The sequence below is a fragment of the Micromonospora sp. NPDC051300 genome, from assembly GCF_044455315.1.
GTDB classification, from domain to species: domain Bacteria; phylum Actinomycetota; class Actinomycetes; order Mycobacteriales; family Micromonosporaceae; genus Micromonospora; species Micromonospora robiginosa.
This window is the reverse complement of record NZ_JBITEP010000009.1, coordinates 163,934-181,094: the sequence shown is the minus strand read 5'-3', so window position 1 is coordinate 181,094 and position 17,161 is coordinate 163,934. Positions and strand designations below refer to the sequence as shown.

Sequence of the window (17,161 nt, the reverse complement as noted above, 5' to 3'; positions counted from 1 at the left end):
GGGGCGTGAGTCTTTCCGAGAGCGAACTGCCCCGTACCGAGGACGAGTGGCGGGTCCGGCTGAGCCCGGAGGAGTTCCGGGTGCTGCGCCAGGCCGGCACCGAGGCGCCCTGGACCGGCGAGTACGTCGACACCAAGACGCCCGGCGTCTACCACTGCCGGGCCTGCGGGTTGGAACTGTTCCGCAGCCAGGACAAGTTCGACTCGCACTGCGGGTGGCCGAGCTTCGACGACGCCATCCCGGGTGCGGTCAAGGAGATCCCCGACAACACGCTCGGCATGCGGCGGGTGGAGATCCGCTGCGCGCGCTGCGACAGCCACCTCGGGCACGTCTTCGAGGGCGAGGGCTTCACCCCGAAGGACACCCGGCACTGCGTCAACTCGATCTCGGTGCGGCTGGAGCCGGACGCCGGCTGACCGCGCTACAGGCGCAGCAGGCCGCCGGCCTCGTCCACGAGGTCGGCGGCCTCGTCGTCCAGCCACACCCCGCCGGTGGCGAGATAGCGGAAGTGGTGGTCGCCCGGGCCGAGCCGGACGGTCACGGTCCGGGTGCCGTCGCGGCGGGGCACCAACTCGTGCCGGCCGGGTTCCCAGCCGTTGAAGCAGCCGACCACGCTGACCGTGCCGGCCGGGACGTCCCGGGGCAGGCTGAAGGTGACCCTGGTCTGGGTGCCGAAGAGCTTGTTGCGCTTGATCACGGATCCTCCGGGAGATGCTCGGCGGTCGTCACCACTGTCAACGCGCGACACGCCGGGAGCGACTCGCCGTCGGGCCGGACCAGGTTCGCCGGTTCCGGTTGCTCGCGCGTGTCCGGCGTACGACCCTGTGGTGACAGGTCCGTTTTCGGGGGGTTTCGGATGGCAACGTGTGAGGTCTGCGGCAACGACTACTGGATGGCGTTCGAGGTGCGCACGGTCGACGGGGCCCGCCACACGTTCGACTGCTTCGAGTGCGCGGTGCACAAGATGGCGCCGATCTGCGAGCACTGCCAGACCAAGATCGTCGGGCACGGCGTCGAGGTCTCCGGCCGCTTCTTCTGCTGCGCCCACTGCGCCCGCGCGGTCGAGGGCGACCAGGGAGCCGAGATCCGCGACGCGGTAGGCGCCCGTCCCGCCTGAGCGGACACGGCGAGGGCCACCACCCGAGTCGATCTCCGGCTACCATCCGGCGGTGCTCCGACGCCCGATCATCGCGACGGCCCTGCTCGTCACGCTCGGCGGCTGCGCGCCGGCCTCCGACCCGGCCGCACCACCGGCTGGCGCCGCCCCGGCGCTCGTCGCCCCCGCGCCCACCGACGGCGGGGCCGCCGTCGCGCTGCGGGACCGGCACGCCGCCACCGGCAGCCTCGCCGGCCTGACCGAGAAGCCGGAGCACGCCAGCGAGCGACTCGACTCGGACGGCGTCGCCTGCGGCCGGCCGCTGCCCCTGCTCGACCGGCGGCTGGCGGCCGCCACCCGGGTCTTCGGCACACCGAAGGGCACCGACGCGGACGAGTTCGTGGAACTGGCCCAGGAGACCGTGGTCTACCCGGACGACGCCACCGCGGCCGACGCCGTACGCCGGGTCTTCGACCTGCTCGAGTCGTGCGACCGCGACTCCGAGGACGGTCAGGTGACCGCCGGACACTCCGCCGTCGAGCTGCCCGCCGGCGTGGGCGCGCCGGGCCGCGCGGTCGCCGCCACCATGACGCTCCCCGACGGCACCCGGTTTCCGCACCGCTACGGCTGCGTGCACCGGGGCCGGGTGACCCAGTGCGTGGGGGTCTGGACCCGCTCGACCGCCGCGACCGCGACCTGGTTCGACCGGGCCGTCGTCGCCACCGGAGCCGGCCTGCGCCCGGCGCGCTGACCCGGCCCGGGTCGCGTCCACCCGACGGCCGCCGCCTAGCCTGGCGGGATGCCCGTCGAGTCCCACCTGGCCGGCTTCGCCGAGCTGGACGCCCGCACGTTCCACGACCTGCTCCGGCTGCGCATCGACGTGTTCGTGGTCGAGCAGTCCTGCCCGTACCCGGAACTCGACGGCCGGGACGTCGAGCCCGGCACCCGGCACCTCTGGCTGACCCGGGACGGCGCCGTGGTGGCGTACCTGCGGATCCTGGCCGACCCGGACGGCCTGGCGCGGATCGGCCGGGTGGTGGTGGCGCCGGCGGCCCGCGGCGCGGGCCTGGCCGGCGCGCTGATGACCGAGGCGCTCGCGGTGGTGGGTGACCGGCCGTGCGTGCTGGAGGCGCAGACGCATCTGGTGCCGTTCTACGCCGGGCACGGCTTCGCGGTCGACGGCCCCGGCTACGTCGAGGACGGCATCCCGCACACGCCGATGCGCCGGAATCCCAACTAATTGACGTTTGTCACTTTCTGTGGCAGCGTGCGGACCGAGCCGCCACGCGGGAGAGGGCAACTCCCGACAGTCCGGGCGTCGTGCACCGACCCCCACCCGGAGGCTTCACATGTCCACTCCCCACCGCCGTCGGATCCCGCTCGGCGCAGCGATCCTCGGCGTCTGCGCGGTCGTCGCCGCGCTGCTCACCACCGCGTTCTCCGGCCCGGCCTCGGCGCACGGGTCCGTGGTCGACCCCGCATCCCGCAACTACGGCTGCTGGCAGCGCTGGGGCAGCGACTTCCAGAACCCGGCGATGGCCACCCAGGACCCCATGTGCTGGCAGGCCTGGCAGGCCGACCCGTCCGCCATGTGGAACTGGAACGGGCTGTTCCGCGAGGGCGTGGCCGGCAACCACCAAGGCGCCATCCCGGACGGCCAACTCTGCAGCGGCGGCCGCACCTCCGCCGGCCGCTACAACGCGCTCGACACGGTCGGGGCCTGGAAGACCACGCCGATCTCCAACAACTTCCGGATCAAGCTGTTCGACCAGGCCAGTCACGGTGCCGACTACATCCGGGTGTACGTGACCAAGCAGGGCTTCAACGCGCTGACCACGCCGCTGCGCTGGAGCGACCTGGAGCAGGTCGGCCAGATCGGCAACACCCCGGCCAGCCAGTGGACGCCGGAGACGTCGGGCGTGTCGATCCAGGTGCCGGCGAACGCGCCGGGCCGCACCGGCCGGCACATCGTCTACACCATCTGGCAGGCCAGCCACCTGGACCAGTCCTACTACCTGTGCAGCGACGTGGACTTCGGCGGCGCCGGCCCGTCCCCGACGACCTCGCCGACCGCCTCGCCGACCGCGTCCCCCACCACGTCGCCGACCGCCGGCCCGACCCCGACGTCCACCCCGCCGTCGACGCCGAACCCGGCCGGCGGCTGCACCGCCACCTACCAGGTCACCGGTCAGTGGGGCGGCGGCTTCCAGGCCGAGGTGAAGGTGACAAACGGCAGCGGTTCGCCGATCCGTGGCTGGTCGGTGAGCTGGAACTACCAGAACGGCCAGCAGGTCAGCTCGGCGTGGAACGCCACGGTGACCACGAGCGGAACGCTCGTCACGGCGCGGAACGTCGCCTACAACGGCGCGTTGTCGCCGGGGGCGAGCACGTCGTTCGGCTTCACCGGCACGTCGACAGGCACCAACCCGGCGCCCGGCATCCTCTCCTGCACCACCACCGCCTGACCCGCCGGCCCGCCCTCGGGTAAGCAGGGGCCCCTTCTTAACACTCAGGTGTGAGAAGGGGCCCCTCCTCTACCGGAGGCGTTAACCGGGGGCCCCGCCTTTCACACCAGGCAGGTGACGATGTCGGCGATCGGCCGGCGGCGGCCGGTGTAGAACGGGACCTCCTCGCGCACGTGCCGGCGCGCCCGGGAGGCCCGCAGGTCACGCATCAGGTCGACGATCCGGTGCAGCTCGTCGGCCTCGAACGCCAGCATCCACTCGTAGTCGCCGAGCGCGAACGAGGCGACCGTGTTGGCCCGCACGTCCGGATAGCCCCGGGCCATCTTGCCGTGCTCGGCCAGCAACTCCCGCCGCTCGGCGTCGGGCAGCAGATACCACTCGTAGGAGCGCACGAACGGGTAGACGCAGAGGTAGGCGCGCGGCTCCTCGTCGGCCAGGAACGCCGGGATGTGGCTGCGGTTGAACTCCGCCGGGCGGTGCAGCGCCATCTGCGACCAGACCGGGGTCAGCGCCCGGCCCAGCGTGGTGCGGCGGAACCGCAGGTACGCGTCCTGCAGCGCGTCGCTGGTCGGGGCGTGCCACCAGATCATCAGGTCGGCGTCGGCGCGCAGCCCGGCCACGTCGTACGTGCCCCGGATGGTCACGTCCTTGCCGGCCAGCTCCGCGAAGAGCGACTCGACCTCGTCGACGACGTTCTCCCGCAGCGAGGGCAGCGGGCTGGTGGCCCGGTACACCGACCACATGGTGTAGCGGATGGTGTCGTTCAGCTCCCGCAGCCGCGCCGCGTTGGTCTGCTCGGTCATGCTGCCGATCCTCCCAGTGCCGTGATGATCTCTTCGGCCGCGGTCTCGCCGGAGCGGACGCAGACCGGGATGCCGACGCCGTCGTAGCCGGCCCCGGCCAGGGCCAGCGTCGGGTGGGCGCCGCGCAGCGCGGTCCGCACCGCCGCCACCCGGGCCGCGTGCCCGGGCGTGTACTGCGGCAGCGCGCCGCCCCACCGCTGCACGTGCCGGGCCACCGGCTCCGGCAGCGCCGTGCCCAACGCCGCCGACAACTCCCGGCGTACGGTGGCGGCCAGGTCGTCGTCGGTGAGCTGGAGCGAGGTCTCGTCGCCGTACCGGCCCACCGAGGCGCGGACCAGCGCCGACCCGTCGGGCCGGCGCAGGTGCCCCCACTTGGTGGTGAAGAACGTGGCCGCCTTGATCAGCAGGCCCTCGGCGGCCGGCACCAGGAAGCCGGACAGCTCCGGCAGGTCCGGGCCGGGCAGCGCGAGCGTGACCAGCGCGACGCTGGCGTAGTCCAGCGCGCCGACGGTGTCCGCCACCTCGGCGGCCTCGGCGGCGAGGAGTCGGGCCGCCGGCCGGGCCGGCACCGCCAGCACCACCGCGTCGGCGTCCACCAGCTCGGCGTCCCGGGTCGGTCCGACGGTGAGCCGCCAGCCGGTCGGGGTGCGGCGCAGTTCCCGCACCGCGGCGTCCCGGCGGATCGTCGCCCCGCTCGCCTCCGCCGCCGCCTCGACGAGCGTGCTCAGCCCGCCGGCCAGGGTGCCGAAGACCGGCGCGCCGGGCGCGCGCGGCGCGGCGGCCTGGGCGGCGCGTACCGCGCCGACGAGCGTGTGCTCCTGACGGGCCGCGCGGGCCAGCGCCGGCATGGTGGTGACAAGCGACAGGTCGTCGGCGCGGCCGGCGTAGACGCCGCCGAGCATCGGGTCGACCAGCCGGTCCACCACGGCGTCACCGAGGCGGTCCCGGACCAGCCAGCCGACCGCGAGGTCCTCCCCCGGGGCCAGCAGCGGGCGGCCCGCGTCCCGGTCGGCGTCCGCCGCCGGCCGGGCCACCGCCGCCACCTTCGCCAGATCCCCGGGTACGCCGACGAGCGTGCCGCCCGGCACCGGGCGCAACCCGCCGTCGACGAGCAGCGCGGCCTGCCCGACGCTCGGGTGCACGATCCGCGCGCCGAGGTCGAGCCGGCGGGCCAGCGTCACCGCCGCCGACTCGCCGCCGGTCGGGTCGCGCATCAGGAACGACTCGGCCCCGAACTCGACCGGCCCGCCGGCCAGCTCACCGGTGCGCAGCTTGCCGCCGAGGCGGCCGGACTGCTCGTACACGGTGATCTCGGTGCCGGCGGGGGCGCGGTCGCGCAACCGGACGGCGGCGGCCAGCCCGGTGATCCCGCCGCCGACGATCGCCACCCGCCACGGTCGCGCCACGACGGCGCCCCTAGCGGGCCGGTCGCGCGGACAGCTCGTGCACCAGCGCGACCACCCGGGTCAGCACGTCGGGGTCGGTCTCCGGCAGGACGCCGTGGCCGAGGTTGAACACGTGGCCGGGCGCGACCCGGCCCTGCTCGACGATCCGCCGCACCTCGGCCTCCACCACCGGCCAGGGCGCGAGCAGCACGGTCGGGTCGAGGTTGCCCTGCACCGCCTTGTCCGGCCCGATCCGGCCGGTGGCGACGTCCAGCGGCGTACGCCAGTCGACGCCGACCACGTCGGCGCCGGCCTCACCCATCGCGGTCAGCAGCTCGCCGGTGCCCACCCCGAAGTGGATCCGCGGCACGCCGGCGTCGGCGAGGCCGCCGAGCACGTACGACGAGTGCGGCATGACGAAGCGGCGGTAGTCGGCCTCGGAGAGCGCGCCGGCCCACGAGTCGAAGAGCTGCACGGCGGAGACGCCCGCGTCGATCTGCACCCGCAGGAAGGAGAGCGTCACCTCGGCCAGCCGGGCGCAGAGCGCGTGCCACAGGTCGGGGTCGCCGTACATCATCGCCTTGGTCTTCGCGTGGGTCCGCGACGGCCCGCCCTCGACCAGGTAGCTCGCGAGCGTGAACGGCGCGCCGGCGAAACCGATGAGCGGGGTGTCGCCCAGCTCGGCGACGAGCAGCCGGACCGCCTCGTCCACGTAGGACACCTCGTCGCGGCCGATCGGGGTGATCCGCTCCACGTCGGCGGCGGCCCGCACCGGCTCGGCCACCACCGGCCCGGTGCCGGGCACGATGTCCAGGTCGATCCCGGCCGCCGCCACCGGCACCACGATGTCGCTGAACAGGATCGCCGCGTCGACGCCGTGCCGGCGGACCGGCTGGAGGGTGATCTCGGTGACCAGTTCGGGCCGGCGGCAGGACTCCAGCATCGGCACGCTGGCCCGGATCTCCCGGTACTCCGGCAGCGAGCGGCCGGCCTGGCGCATGAACCAGACCGGGGTGTGCGGCACCGGCTCCCGCCGGCAGGCGCGCACGAAGGGCGAGTCGGCCGGCCGGCCCCGGCGGGGTTCTCCGTCTCGGGCGGCAGTGCCCGTGGTGTCCGTGCTCATCGCGGCAATCGTGCCACGGGTCCGGACGGCGCCCACCCGCACCGCCCCCATTTGTGACGTAGAAGGAGGGGCCCCTTGTTAACGCCTCCGGTAGAGAAGGGGCCCCGTCTAACACCGCGACGCGCCCGGCGCGCCCTCACCCACCGCACGGTGCGGGCGGCATAGGCTGCCGGCATGGCCCCCCCGATCGCGCTCCCGGAAACGTTCGCTCGCGCGGTCGCGGGGCTGCGGTCGGCCACACCCCGCCCGGAGATCGTGCTGGAGGAGGTGGGCGCTCCGCAGCGCCTCGCCCCGTACGCCTTCGCGCTCTCCGCCGCCGTCCTGCGCGACGACGACGAGGTGGCCACCGGCCGGCTGATCCTGCTGCACGACCCTGCCGGGCACGAGGCCTGGCAGGGCACGTTGCGGCTGGTCACCTATGTCACCGCCGAGCTGGAGGTCGACCTGGCCAGTGACCCGCTGCTGCCCGGCGTGGGCTGGACCTGGCTGACCGACGCGCTGGACGCGCAGGGCGCCGGGCACCGGGCGATCGGCGGCACGGTCACCCAGACGCTCTCCACCCGGTTCGGCGAGCTGGCCGGGCCGCCCGCGGCCGGTGACATCGAGATCCGCGCCTCCTGGACGCCGCTGCGGGCGGATCTGGGCCCGCACCTGCTGGGCTGGTGCACGCTGCTGGCCTCGACGGCCGGCCTGCCGCCGCCCGGCGTCACCGCGCTGCCCACCCGCCGCGCCGCCGGCGCCGCCTGACCCCGGCCGGCGCGTGCCGGGGCGGACGGTCGTCGGCGCACCCGGCCGGTGACCATCCCGGTCAGTACGTGGGCCGCACTCGCTGAGGTCCGCTTTCCGACACGACGTCGAATCATCGGCCTACCGGAAGATGACCGAAAGAACGGTCCGCATCCTCGAAGGTCGCACGGGCAGTTCCGAATCTTGACAGTCCCCTGCACAGGACCCATCGTTGAACGCAGCCGTCGACACGGTTTCACATTCCATCACCCGAATGGCAGACGCGGCGCTCGCCCAGCGGCGGCGATCCATATCTGGACGAGGGCGTAGGCCATCGCACCGAGAAGATGGGGAGCCCATGGCCGGTTCATGGGAAGATTTCATCAAGGGTGTACCGAGCAGGCTGGCGATCGTGCCTATCGACGCATACCGCTACTCGGTCGAGTTCGTGAAGTTCGCGCCCGACGCCGACACCATTCAGATGATCTCCAATCAGATCACGGAAGCCGCGATCAACACCGTTGCCGGCCATCCGGACCTGAACCTGTCGGCGCTGCACCAGGTCGCCAGCACGGAGTGGCTGTACTCGCTGTCGTTCAACCATCCCCTCTACGACTTCCAGATCAACATTGCCGACAACCAGTTGATGCTCGGGAAAGTGTCGTGCTCACTCGAAGAACTGTTCATGACCATGCCGCTGATCGAGTCCATCGCGCGGCAGATCCTCGGCAAGGACAGTCGCGCGTCGCTGCGGCAACATCGCTTCTTCGACTGGATCTACCGAGCCGGCCACGCCTTCTCCTTCCGCCTGCAGATCGGGCCCAAGCTCTCCGACTCGGCCGAGTCGAACACCAACCTCGAGATCGCCAACTGGTTCACCAACCTCTCGGCGGAGGGCGAGTCGATCCGGTCGATCCTGCAACCCGACTCGGTGCTGCGGGCCGACGCGTCGTTTTCGATGAAGAAGGAGCTCGTCGGCCGGGACAGGACCTTGTACATCATCTTCCAGGCGCCCTGGAACATCATCCAGCGGGACATCGACCTGTCGGTCTCACTGCGCGTCGGCGACACGCCGGGCGACAAGACGGGCGTGACGGAGAGCGACTTCAACGAGTTCGGCCGCATCCTGCCCGAGTTCTACCGGGACGTGATCCTGATGCGGATCATGCGGGAGATCTTCAAGGACACCACCGTGGTCGGGCGGCTGTGAGGGATGGAACCGGCGGACGACGGGCGGGACCTGCGGCGGGATCTCGCCGCCGTCGATCGGGAGCCGAACACCGCGCTACGCCTGAGCGCCAGCCCGATCGCACAGCTCATCCTCGGCACACTGCCCTACGCCGGCGGCATCGGCTCGACCCTCGCCGGCCGGATGCAGCAGCGCCGGGAGGAGCGACTACGCCGGTTCCTGCTCGACCTGGTCGCCGACCTGGAAGGGCTGCGCACGCGACAGGAGTCCGTCGTCGAACGGGTCGACTCCGAGGAGTACGCGGAACTCCTGCACGACACGCTGGAGCAGGTGATCGCGAGTCGCGACCAGGAACGGCTGGCTTTCCTGCGCCGGTTCCTCGTCGCCGGAAGCCTCGACAGCCGTCCCGACGAGGGGTGGATCGACATCTTCTTCCGGTACATCACGCGCCTCTCCGGCGCCCACCTCGTCGTGCTCCGGAGCATCTTCGATCGGCAGCGCAACGTCGCCCCGTCGGACCGCCTCGGCAGGCGACGCCTGAAGAACGTGCCCGTCGGCCTGACCGACCTGCGTACGCAGACGTATCAGGACGGCCTGTTGCGTGTCTGCCTGGCCGACCTGGCGAACAACGGGTTGCTGGTGGACTGGCGGACGCTGTCCGGCGAGTCCGGCTTCCAGGAGGAGTACTGCCTCACCCGGAACGGTTTTCTCTTCATGCGCTTCCTGGAGCCCGAGTGGGAGGTCACCGGTGCGCCCTGAGCCCGCCGAGGTGGCGGCGCGAACGACCGGGGCCGCCCCGGGGAGCCGGGGCGACCCTTCGGTCGCTTCAGAGGTAGTTCTCGGCCTCGTCGCACACCTTGTCGAGGCCCTTGTTGGCCGCCTCGAAGGCCGCCTTGTCGCCGCGCGACGCCGCCGCGATGGCCGTGGTCAGCTTGTCCAGGCAGCTCGCGATGACCTTCTTCTGCCGGGTCTGCTCGTCCCGGTCGTTCTTGGTGCCGGTCAGGTCCTGCTCGGTGTCGGCCAGCCGGTCCTGGAGCGTCTTCATCTCACCCCGGAGCTTCTCCAGCTCCCGCTGGTTCGCCGCGATGGTGCCGTCGCGCTGGCTGACCTGCCGCTCGGCCTTGTCCAGCTTGCCGTCGGTGGTGACGTAGAGGCCGGTCATCACGCCGCCGAGCACGAAGAGCAGCCCGGCCACGAGGGCGAGGACCAGCGCGGTCCGTCCGCGGCCACCGCCGGCCGGCGCCGGCGCGGGCGCACCGTACCCGGGCGGCCCGGACATCGGCTGCGGCCCGAACCCGGGACCGGAGACCGGCGGCGCGGACATCGGCTGCGCGCCGTAGCCGGCACCGGGACCGGGCGGGGCCGACATCGGCTGCGCGCCGTAGCCCGCACCAGGACCGGGCGGGGCCGGCGCCTGCGGGTAGCCGGAGAACGGCGGGGCGGACGCCGGCGGGTAGCCGCCGCCGGAGACCGGCGGGGCGGACATCGGCGCGCCGGGCGCGGGGACCGGGGCGGCGCCCGGCGCGTACTGGCCCGGCACGGGCGGCTGCGGCCGGGTGGGGTCGGGCTGCGCCGGGCCGTACGGCGAGGGCGCGGGCCGACCTCCGTAGACCGTGCCGCCCGGCGGCTGGGGCGGGTGGTCACCCGCTCCGGTCGGTGGCTGGGACATGTCGTTCCTCCAGATGTGCTGGTCCCCCGCGGGGTGGCCCTACGGGCCGGGGTCGAGGCGGCGCGGTCGGGGCCACGCCCGCACGGCGAGCGACGCGGTCGGTCCGCCGCTCAGCAGAGGTCGAACCGGTCGCAGGCCGTCTTGATCGGCACCGCCAGCCCGATGCCCTCGGCGTCGCGCGCCTTGGCCGTGGCGATGCCGACGACCTCCTTCGACCCGTTGATCACCGGACCGCCGGAGTTGCCGGGGTTGATCGGCGCGTCGAACTGGATCACCGGGCCGGAACCTCCCTCGTCCTGCCGGAAGGCACTCACCACACCGGTGGTGACGCTGTCCTGCAGTCCGAGCGGCGCGCCGACGACCACGATCTGCTGGCCGGACTTGACCGGGGTGCGCGCGGCGACCAGCCCGCCGAACTTCGCGGTGGTCCGCAACTGCGCCAGGTCCTTCTCCTTGTCGGTGGCGACGATCGTCGCCTCGAACCGCTGGTCCTTGCGCTCCAGGAACACCTTGCGCTCACCGGCGGCGAAGACCGACTCCACCACGTGGAAGTTGGTGAGCAGCGTGGTGCCCCCGCCGGACGGGGCCTTGCCGATCGCGAACGCGGTGCCGGTGAACTGGCCGGCCCGCACCCGGAACACGCTGGGCAGCACCGCGCTCGCCACCGCCTCGGGATTGAAGGCTGCGCCGGCCTGCTTCTCCAGGCTCCCGGCGCGCTGCTCCAGCCCGTCGAGCCGGCGGGCGTCCGCGCCCTGCCCCTCGGCCGCCCGCCGGTCGGCGGCGGCGAGCCGGTCGTCGAGCCGGTGGATCTGGTACGCCTGCACGCCGGTGACCACGGCCAGCACCCCGGCCAGCGCCAGCGCCAGCACCGGGAGCCGACCGCGGCGGCCGGCCCGCTCCGGGCGTACACCGGGCGGTGGCCCGCCGAATCCCGGCTGGCCGGTGGGGGCCTGACCCGGGTAGGCGGGGCCGGAGATCGGCTGACCCGGGAACGCCGGGCCGGACAGCGGCGGTCCGGGATACGGGGAGGCGGACGCCGGCGGGGCTCCGGGGGCGCTCGGCGCCGGATACGACGAACCGGCCACGGACCCGCCGGCATGGGCCGGCCCCGACGTCGGCTGACCCGGGTACGACGGACCCGACGGCTGGCCGGGGTAGGACGAGCCCGACGACTGGCCCGGAATCGACGAGCCCGGCGCGGGCTGGACCGGGTAGGCCGACGAGCCCGGGTAGGCCGACGAGCCCGGGTAAGCCGACGAGCCCGGGTAAGCCGACGAGCCCGGGTAAGCCGACGAGCCCGGGTAAGCCGACGAGCCCGGGTAAGCCGACGAGCCCGGGTAGGAGGACGAGCCGGGGTGGGACGGGCCGGAGTTCGGCTGGGCCGGCACGACCGGCGCCGCGGCGCGGGCGGCAGCGCCGTGGGACGGCGCGCCGGCGGCGTCGGACCGGGGCGGGTGGGTCGCGCCGAAGGCCGCCGGGGGCGGGGGCGGGCTGGGCTGGCCGGCACCGAAGGTCGGGTACGACGGATGGCTCGTGCCCGGCGCGCCGATGCGTGGGGGCAGCGGCCCCGGTCGGTCGGCCGTTCCGTCGCCGTCGCGCCCCGGCACGCCGTCGCCGGTCCCGTAGCCGCCTGCCATGATCGTCCGCCCTCCCCGCCGGCCGTGCCGGCGCACCGACCGCTGCCCGGTCGCCCCCGCGCCGCTCACGGCTCGATGGACCGTACCGGCGGGAACGGGGTTTGTCTCCCCCGTTGTCCGACCCTCTCACCCCCGCGCAACCCGCCCCGTTCCGGACACCTGGCGGACATCTCGTCGACACGCGCCGGACCGGCTGCGCGCACCGGATCGCCCGGCCCACTAGGGTTGTCAGGTGACCGACGAACCACCCCTGCGCCGTCGGGCCGCCGAAAGCCGTACGGGAGAGGTGTCTCCGCATCCGTCGTCGGCCGTGCCGGAGCCGGCGGACGCGGGGACCGAGACCGACACGGGCGCCGCCGTCCCGCTGACCGCGCCGCGCGACGGCACCCCCGCGCCGGTGGCCTCCCCGACCGAGCTGGACGAGGTGGTGGCCCGCTTCGCGGCCGGCACCGGCCCGGTGGCCCTGGACGCCGAACGCGCCTCCGGATACCGCTACAGCCAGCGCGCCTACCTGGTGCAGTTGCGTCGTGCCGGCGCCGGCACCGCGCTCGTCGACCCGCTGCCACTGCCCGACCTGTCCGCCCTCGACGCGGCGATCGCGGACGCCGAGTGGGTGCTGCACGCCGCCAGTCAGGACCTCGCCTGCCTGGCCGAGCTGGGGCTGCGCCCGCGCCGGCTGTTCGACACCGAACTGGCCGCCCGGCTGGCCGGGTTCGAGCGGGTCGGCCTGGCCGCGCTGACCGAACAGCTCCTCGGCTTCAGCCTGGAGAAGCACCACTCGGCCGCCGACTGGTCCAGCCGGCCGCTGCCGGAGTCCTGGCTGACGTACGCGGCGCTGGACGTGGAGTTGCTGGTGGACCTGCGCGACGCGCTCGACGAGGAGCTGGACCGGCAGGGCAAGTCCGGCTGGGCGGCGGAGGAGTTCGCCGCGCTGGTGCGCAACGGCGCCCGCCCGCCACGGGTGCGCGCCGAGCCGTGGCGGCGCACGTCCGGGATCCACCGGGTCCGCGGGGCGCGCGCCCAGGCCCGGGTCCGGTCCCTCTGGTACGCCCGGGACCAGATCGCTTCGCGGCGCGACGCCGCGCCGGGTCGGGTGCTGCCGGACTCGGCCATCGTGGCGGCCGCCGAGTTGGACCCGAAGGACGAGAAGACGCTGTTGACGCTCCCCGGGTTCGGGGGGCGCTCGGTGCGCCGGCTGGCGCGTACCTGGTTGGCGGCGTTGGACGACGCACGCCAACTGCCGGACGACGCGCTGCCGGTGAGCCCGGCGGTGGAGGGTCCGCCCCCGCCGCACCGGTGGGCCGAGCGTGACCCGGTCGCGGCGGGCCGGCTGGCCCGCTGCCGGGAGGTCGTGGTCGGCACGGCGGTGGCGCACACGCTGCCGGCGGAGAACCTGATCACGCCGGATTCGATCCGCCGGTTGGCCTGGCAGCCGCCGGAGGAGATCACCGACGACACGGTCGCCGAGACGTTGCGGGGGCTGGGCGCGCGGGAGTGGCAGCTCGGCCTGCTCCTGCCCGCGCTCACCGAGGCCCTGCGCCCGCCCGCGCCCTGACCCGGGGCCGGTCGGGGTGTGGGGTGGGCCACACGGGGGGTGGTGACGCGGTTGGTTACTGGCGAGTAGCATCCGGAGAAATGGCCAGTGCCGAGGGAGGCTCCAAGTGCCCCGTGAAGTTCGAGATGTCGTCTTTGTCGACGGCGTCCGTACCCCGTTCGGCAAGGCGGGTGGGATGTACGGCAACACCCGCGCCGACGACCTGGTGATCCGCTGCATCCGCGAGCTGATGCGCCGCAACCCGCAGCTGCCGCCGGAGAAGGTGGAGGAGGTGGCGATCGCCGCCACCACCCAGATCGGCGACCAGGGCCTGACCATCGGCCGCACCGCCGCCCTGCTGGCCGGCCTGCCGAAGACGGTGCCCGGCTTCGCCATCGACCGGATGTGCGCGGGCGCGATGACCGCCGTCACCACGGTGGCCTCCGGCATCGCCATGGGCGCCTACGACGTGGCCATCGCCGGCGGCGTCGAGCACATGGGCCGGCACCCGATGGGCGAGGGCGTCGACCCCAACCCGCGCATCGTCGCGGAGAAGCTCGTCGACCCGTCGGCCCTGGTGATGGGCGCGACCGCGGAGAACCTGCACGACCGCGTCCCGCACGTCACCAAGGAGCGCACCGACGCGTTCGCGCTCGCCTCCCAGCAGAAGACCGCCAAGGCGTACGCCAACGGCAAGCTCCAGGGCGACCTGGTGCCGGTCGCGATCCGCGACGACGAGGGCGGCTGGGGCCTGGCGACCGTGGACGAGGCGCCGCGGGACACCTCGATGGAGAAGCTGGCCGGGCTGAAGACCCCGTTCCGCCCGCACGGCAAGGTCACCGCGGGCAACGCGGCCGGCCTGAACGACGGCGCCACCGCCGCGCTGCTGGTCGCCGAGGAGACCGCCCGCGAGCTGGGCCTGCCGGTCGGCATGCGGCTGGTGTCGTACGGCTTCGTCGGCGTCGAGCCGGAGGTGATGGGCGTCGGTCCGATCCCGTCGACCGAGAAGGCGCTGCGCATCGCCGGCCTGAGCATCGACGACATCGGCCTGTTCGAGCTGAACGAGGCGTTCGCGGTGCAGGTGCTCGCGTTCCTCGACCACTTCGGCATCGCCGACGACGACCCCCGGGTCAACGCCTGGGGCGGCGCGATCGCCATCGGGCACCCGCTCGCGTCCTCCGGCGTCCGGCTGATGACCCAGCTCGCCCGGCAGTTCGCCGAGCACCCCGAGGTGCGCTACGGCCTCACCGCCATGTGCATCGGCATCGGCATGGGCGGCACGGTCATCTGGGAGAACCCGAACTGGAAGGGTGACGACAAGTGAGTCTCGCCGCACCGAACGAGGTCGTCACCAAGGCGCTGCTGCGGCAGGTGAACGTACCGGGGCTGGACCGGCCCGCCGCACTGATCACCCTGGACAACGGCTTCGACCACACCAAGCCGAACAGCTTCGGCCCGGGCGGCCTGACCAGCCTGGACGAGGCGATCACCGCCGCCCTCGCGGCGAAGCCGGCGTTCGTCGCGGTCACCGGCAAGCCGTACATCTTCTGCGTGGGCGCGGACATCACCAGCCTGCCGCAGTTGGAGAACCGCGAGCAGGCGCTGGAGGTCGGCCGCCTGGGCCACCGGGTCTTCGCCCGGCTCAAGGACAGCGACGTGCCGACGTTCGCCTTCGTCAACGGCGCGGCCATGGGCGGCGGCCTGGAGCTGGCGCTGCACTGCCACTACCGGACGCTGTCGGCGGGCGCGGCGGCCCTCGCGCTGCCCGAGGTCTCGCTCGGCCTGGTGCCCGGCTGGGGCGGCACCCAGCTCCTGCCGAACCTGATCGGCATCCCGGCCGCCACCCAGGTGATCCTGCAGAACCCGCTGATGCAGAACCGGATGCTCAAGCCGAAGCAGGCCGCCGAGATGGGCATCGCGGACGTGCTGCTGGCGCCCGCCGACTTCCTGGAGCGGTCGCTGGAGTGGGCCGCCGGCGTGGTCCGGGGCGAGGTCACCGTGACCCGTCCCGAGGTCGACAAGGACATGTGGGCGGGCGTGCTCTACTTCGCCCGGCAGACGCTGGACCAGCGGCTGCACGGCGCGGTCCCGGCCGCGTACAAGGCGCTGGACCTGCTGGAGACCGCGAAGGACGCCGACTTCGCCGCCGGCACCGCCGCCGAAGACGAGGCCCTGGCCGACCTGGTCTTCTCCGAGGAGCTGCGCAGCGGCCTGTACGCGTTCGACCTGGTGCAGCGGCGGGCCAAGCGCCCGGCCGGCGCGCCGGACAAGGGCCTGGCCCGGCCGGTGACCAAGGTGGGCATCGTCGGCGCCGGCCTGATGGCCAGCCAGCTCGCGCTGCTGTTCGCCAGGCGGTTGCAGGTGCCTGTCGTCATGACCGACCTTGATCAGTCCCGGGTGGACAAGGGTGTCGGCTACGTGCACACCCAGATCGAGAAGGCCGTCAGCAAGGGCCGGATGGACAAGGGCACCGCCGCCAAGCTCTACGGCCTGGTGTCCGGCTCGGTCGACAAGTCCGTCTTCGCGGACGCCGACTTCGTCATCGAGGCGGTCTTCGAGGACCTGGGCGTCAAGAAGCAGGTCTGGGCCGAGCTGGAGAAGATCGTCAAGCCGGAGGCGGTGCTCGCCACCAACACCAGCTCGCTGTCGATCACCGAGATGGCGGCCGACCTGGAGCACCCGGAGCGGGTCGTCGGCTTCCACTTCTTCAACCCGGTCGCGGTGCTGCCGCTGCTGGAGATCGTCCGCGGCGAGCGGACCGACGACGCCACCCTGGCCACCGCGTTCGCGGTCGGCAAGCAGCTCAAGAAGTCGTCGGTGCTGGTGAAGGACGCCCCGGCGTTCGTGGTCAACCGGCTCCTGACCCGATTCCTGGGCACCGTCTTCGCCGCCGTCGACGCCGGCACGCCGTTGGACGTGGCGAACAGCGCGCTGGACCCGCTGGGCCTGCCGATGCGTCCGCTCGCGCTGCTCCAGCTCGTCGGGCCGGCCGTGGCCTACCACGTGGGCGGCACGCTGCACGAGGCGTACCCGGACCGGTTCGGCGTCAGCGAGAACCTGAAGCGGATCGCCGACTCGGGCCAGCCGATCGTGGTCGACGACCAGATCAACGACGAGGTGGCGAAGCTGCTGGTGGTCGGCGACCAGCCGCTCACCGCCGAGCAGGTGCGGCAGAACGCGCTGGACGCGCTGGCGCAGGAGATCCGGCTCATGCTCGACGAGGGCGTCGTCGCCGAGGCGCAGGACGTCGACCTGTGCATGATCCTCGGCGCCGGTTGGCCGTTCCACCTGGGCGGCGTCACGCCGTACCTGGACCGGACCGGGACCTCCGAGCGGGTGACCGGCCGGCGGTTCCTGCCGCGCGGCGTGGCCAGCCTGCGCTGACCGACGGGCCATCGACAGCGGTGGTCGTGCCGTCCGTTTCGGACGGTGCGGCCGCCGCTGTCGTCGTTCCGGGACCGGTCACGGACGGGTCCCGGTTTCGTCACACCGGTCCCGGGCGGACAGCGGACCGTCGGTGCCCATGGCTACCAT

General features: G+C 73.4%; 17 protein-coding genes. 11 read left to right on the top strand and 6 right to left on the bottom strand.

Annotated features, from left to right (window positions below):
- Nucleotides 1–5: 5 nt before the first annotated feature.
- On the top strand, nucleotides 6–416 hold the full coding sequence (msrB, locus tag ACIA5A_RS13235; RefSeq protein ID WP_396760576.1) for a peptide-methionine (R)-S-oxide reductase MsrB: 411 nt from the start codon (nucleotides 6–8) through the stop codon (nucleotides 414–416).
- Between the two features lie 5 nt (nucleotides 417–421).
- Here msrB and ACIA5A_RS13230 read toward each other — a convergent pair whose 3' ends face one another.
- Complete coding sequence (locus ACIA5A_RS13230; protein ID WP_396760573.1) at nucleotides 422–697, bottom strand: isoamylase early set domain-containing protein; 276 nt, start codon at nucleotides 695–697, stop codon at nucleotides 422–424.
- Nucleotides 698–856: 159 nt separating this feature from the next.
- On the opposite strand from ACIA5A_RS13230, the gene ACIA5A_RS13225 reads away from it, so the two are divergent.
- From ACIA5A_RS13225 to ACIA5A_RS13210, 4 genes are all read left to right on the top strand, one after another.
- Nucleotides 857–1,117, top strand: a complete 261-nt coding sequence (locus ACIA5A_RS13225) for a Prokaryotic metallothionein (protein WP_181572372.1) — start codon at nucleotides 857–859, stop codon at nucleotides 1,115–1,117.
- Nucleotides 1,118–1,169: 52 nt separating this feature from the next.
- Entirely contained in the window at nucleotides 1,170–1,847 is a 678-nt protein-coding gene (locus ACIA5A_RS13220; RefSeq protein ID WP_396760570.1) for a hypothetical protein, read from the top strand.
- A gap of 48 nt (nucleotides 1,848–1,895) precedes the next feature.
- The gene (locus ACIA5A_RS13215; protein ID WP_396760567.1) at nucleotides 1,896–2,336 is read left to right on the top strand and encodes a GNAT family N-acetyltransferase; all 441 of its coding nucleotides are present in this window, start codon (nucleotides 1,896–1,898) and stop codon (nucleotides 2,334–2,336) included.
- A gap of 109 nt (nucleotides 2,337–2,445) precedes the next feature.
- Nucleotides 2,446–3,561: a lytic polysaccharide monooxygenase gene (locus tag ACIA5A_RS13210; RefSeq protein WP_396760564.1), complete on the top strand. Its 1,116-nt coding sequence runs from the start codon at nucleotides 2,446–2,448 to the stop codon at nucleotides 3,559–3,561.
- Between the two features lie 101 nt (nucleotides 3,562–3,662).
- Here ACIA5A_RS13210 and hemQ read toward each other — a convergent pair whose 3' ends face one another.
- The 3 genes from hemQ to hemE are packed head-to-tail and all read right to left on the bottom strand — an operon-like array spanning nucleotide 3,663 to nucleotide 6,872.
- Nucleotides 3,663–4,364, bottom strand: a complete 702-nt coding sequence (gene hemQ, locus ACIA5A_RS13205) for a hydrogen peroxide-dependent heme synthase (protein WP_396760561.1) — start codon at nucleotides 4,362–4,364, stop codon at nucleotides 3,663–3,665.
- Complete coding sequence (gene hemG, locus ACIA5A_RS13200; protein WP_396760558.1) at nucleotides 4,361–5,770, bottom strand: protoporphyrinogen oxidase; 1,410 nt, start codon at nucleotides 5,768–5,770, stop codon at nucleotides 4,361–4,363. The genes hemQ and hemG overlap by 4 nt, the downstream gene beginning before the upstream one ends.
- 10 nt (nucleotides 5,771–5,780) lie before the next feature.
- Nucleotides 5,781–6,872, bottom strand: a complete 1,092-nt coding sequence (gene hemE, locus ACIA5A_RS13195; RefSeq protein ID WP_396760556.1) for a uroporphyrinogen decarboxylase — start codon at nucleotides 6,870–6,872, stop codon at nucleotides 5,781–5,783.
- 174 nt (nucleotides 6,873–7,046) lie between these two features.
- On the opposite strand from hemE, the gene ACIA5A_RS13190 reads away from it, so the two are divergent.
- The 3 genes from ACIA5A_RS13190 to ACIA5A_RS13180 all read left to right on the top strand — a co-directional run bounded on the left by ACIA5A_RS13190 (nucleotide 7,047) and on the right by ACIA5A_RS13180 (nucleotide 9,546).
- A complete protein-coding gene (locus ACIA5A_RS13190) occupies nucleotides 7,047–7,619 on the top strand; it encodes a DUF3000 domain-containing protein (RefSeq protein WP_396760553.1) in 573 nt (190 codons plus the stop codon).
- Between the two features lie 337 nt (nucleotides 7,620–7,956).
- Nucleotides 7,957–8,808 (top strand): hypothetical protein, encoded by an 852-nt coding sequence (locus ACIA5A_RS13185; protein WP_396760552.1) that lies wholly within the window; start codon nucleotides 7,957–7,959, stop codon nucleotides 8,806–8,808.
- A 3-nt stretch (nucleotides 8,809–8,811) separates the two neighbouring features.
- Entirely contained in the window at nucleotides 8,812–9,546 is a 735-nt protein-coding gene (locus tag ACIA5A_RS13180; RefSeq protein ID WP_396760550.1) for a hypothetical protein, read from the top strand.
- A gap of 67 nt (nucleotides 9,547–9,613) precedes the next feature.
- Here ACIA5A_RS13180 and ACIA5A_RS13175 read toward each other — a convergent pair whose 3' ends face one another.
- Both ACIA5A_RS13175 and ACIA5A_RS13170 read right to left on the bottom strand, forming a co-directional pair.
- On the bottom strand, nucleotides 9,614–10,456 hold the full coding sequence (locus tag ACIA5A_RS13175; protein WP_396760547.1) for a hypothetical protein: 843 nt from the start codon (nucleotides 10,454–10,456) through the stop codon (nucleotides 9,614–9,616).
- Between the two features lie 110 nt (nucleotides 10,457–10,566).
- Nucleotides 10,567–11,640 (bottom strand): S1C family serine protease, encoded by a 1,074-nt coding sequence (locus ACIA5A_RS13170; RefSeq protein ID WP_396760671.1) that lies wholly within the window; start codon nucleotides 11,638–11,640, stop codon nucleotides 10,567–10,569.
- Between the two features lie 739 nt (nucleotides 11,641–12,379).
- On the opposite strand from ACIA5A_RS13170, the gene ACIA5A_RS13165 reads away from it, so the two are divergent.
- The 3 genes from ACIA5A_RS13165 (at nucleotide 12,380) to ACIA5A_RS13155 (ending at nucleotide 17,011) form a co-directional block, all read left to right on the top strand.
- On the top strand, nucleotides 12,380–13,648 hold the full coding sequence (locus ACIA5A_RS13165) for a ribonuclease D (RefSeq protein WP_396760669.1): 1,269 nt from the start codon (nucleotides 12,380–12,382) through the stop codon (nucleotides 13,646–13,648).
- A gap of 106 nt (nucleotides 13,649–13,754) precedes the next feature.
- Nucleotides 13,755–14,951, top strand: a complete 1,197-nt coding sequence (locus ACIA5A_RS13160; protein WP_396760545.1) for a thiolase family protein — start codon at nucleotides 13,755–13,757, stop codon at nucleotides 14,949–14,951.
- Nucleotides 14,948–17,011 (top strand): 3-hydroxyacyl-CoA dehydrogenase NAD-binding domain-containing protein, encoded by a 2,064-nt coding sequence (locus ACIA5A_RS13155; RefSeq protein WP_396760543.1) that lies wholly within the window; start codon nucleotides 14,948–14,950, stop codon nucleotides 17,009–17,011. The genes ACIA5A_RS13160 and ACIA5A_RS13155 overlap by 4 nt, the downstream gene beginning before the upstream one ends.
- Nucleotides 17,012–17,161 lie beyond the last annotated feature (150 nt).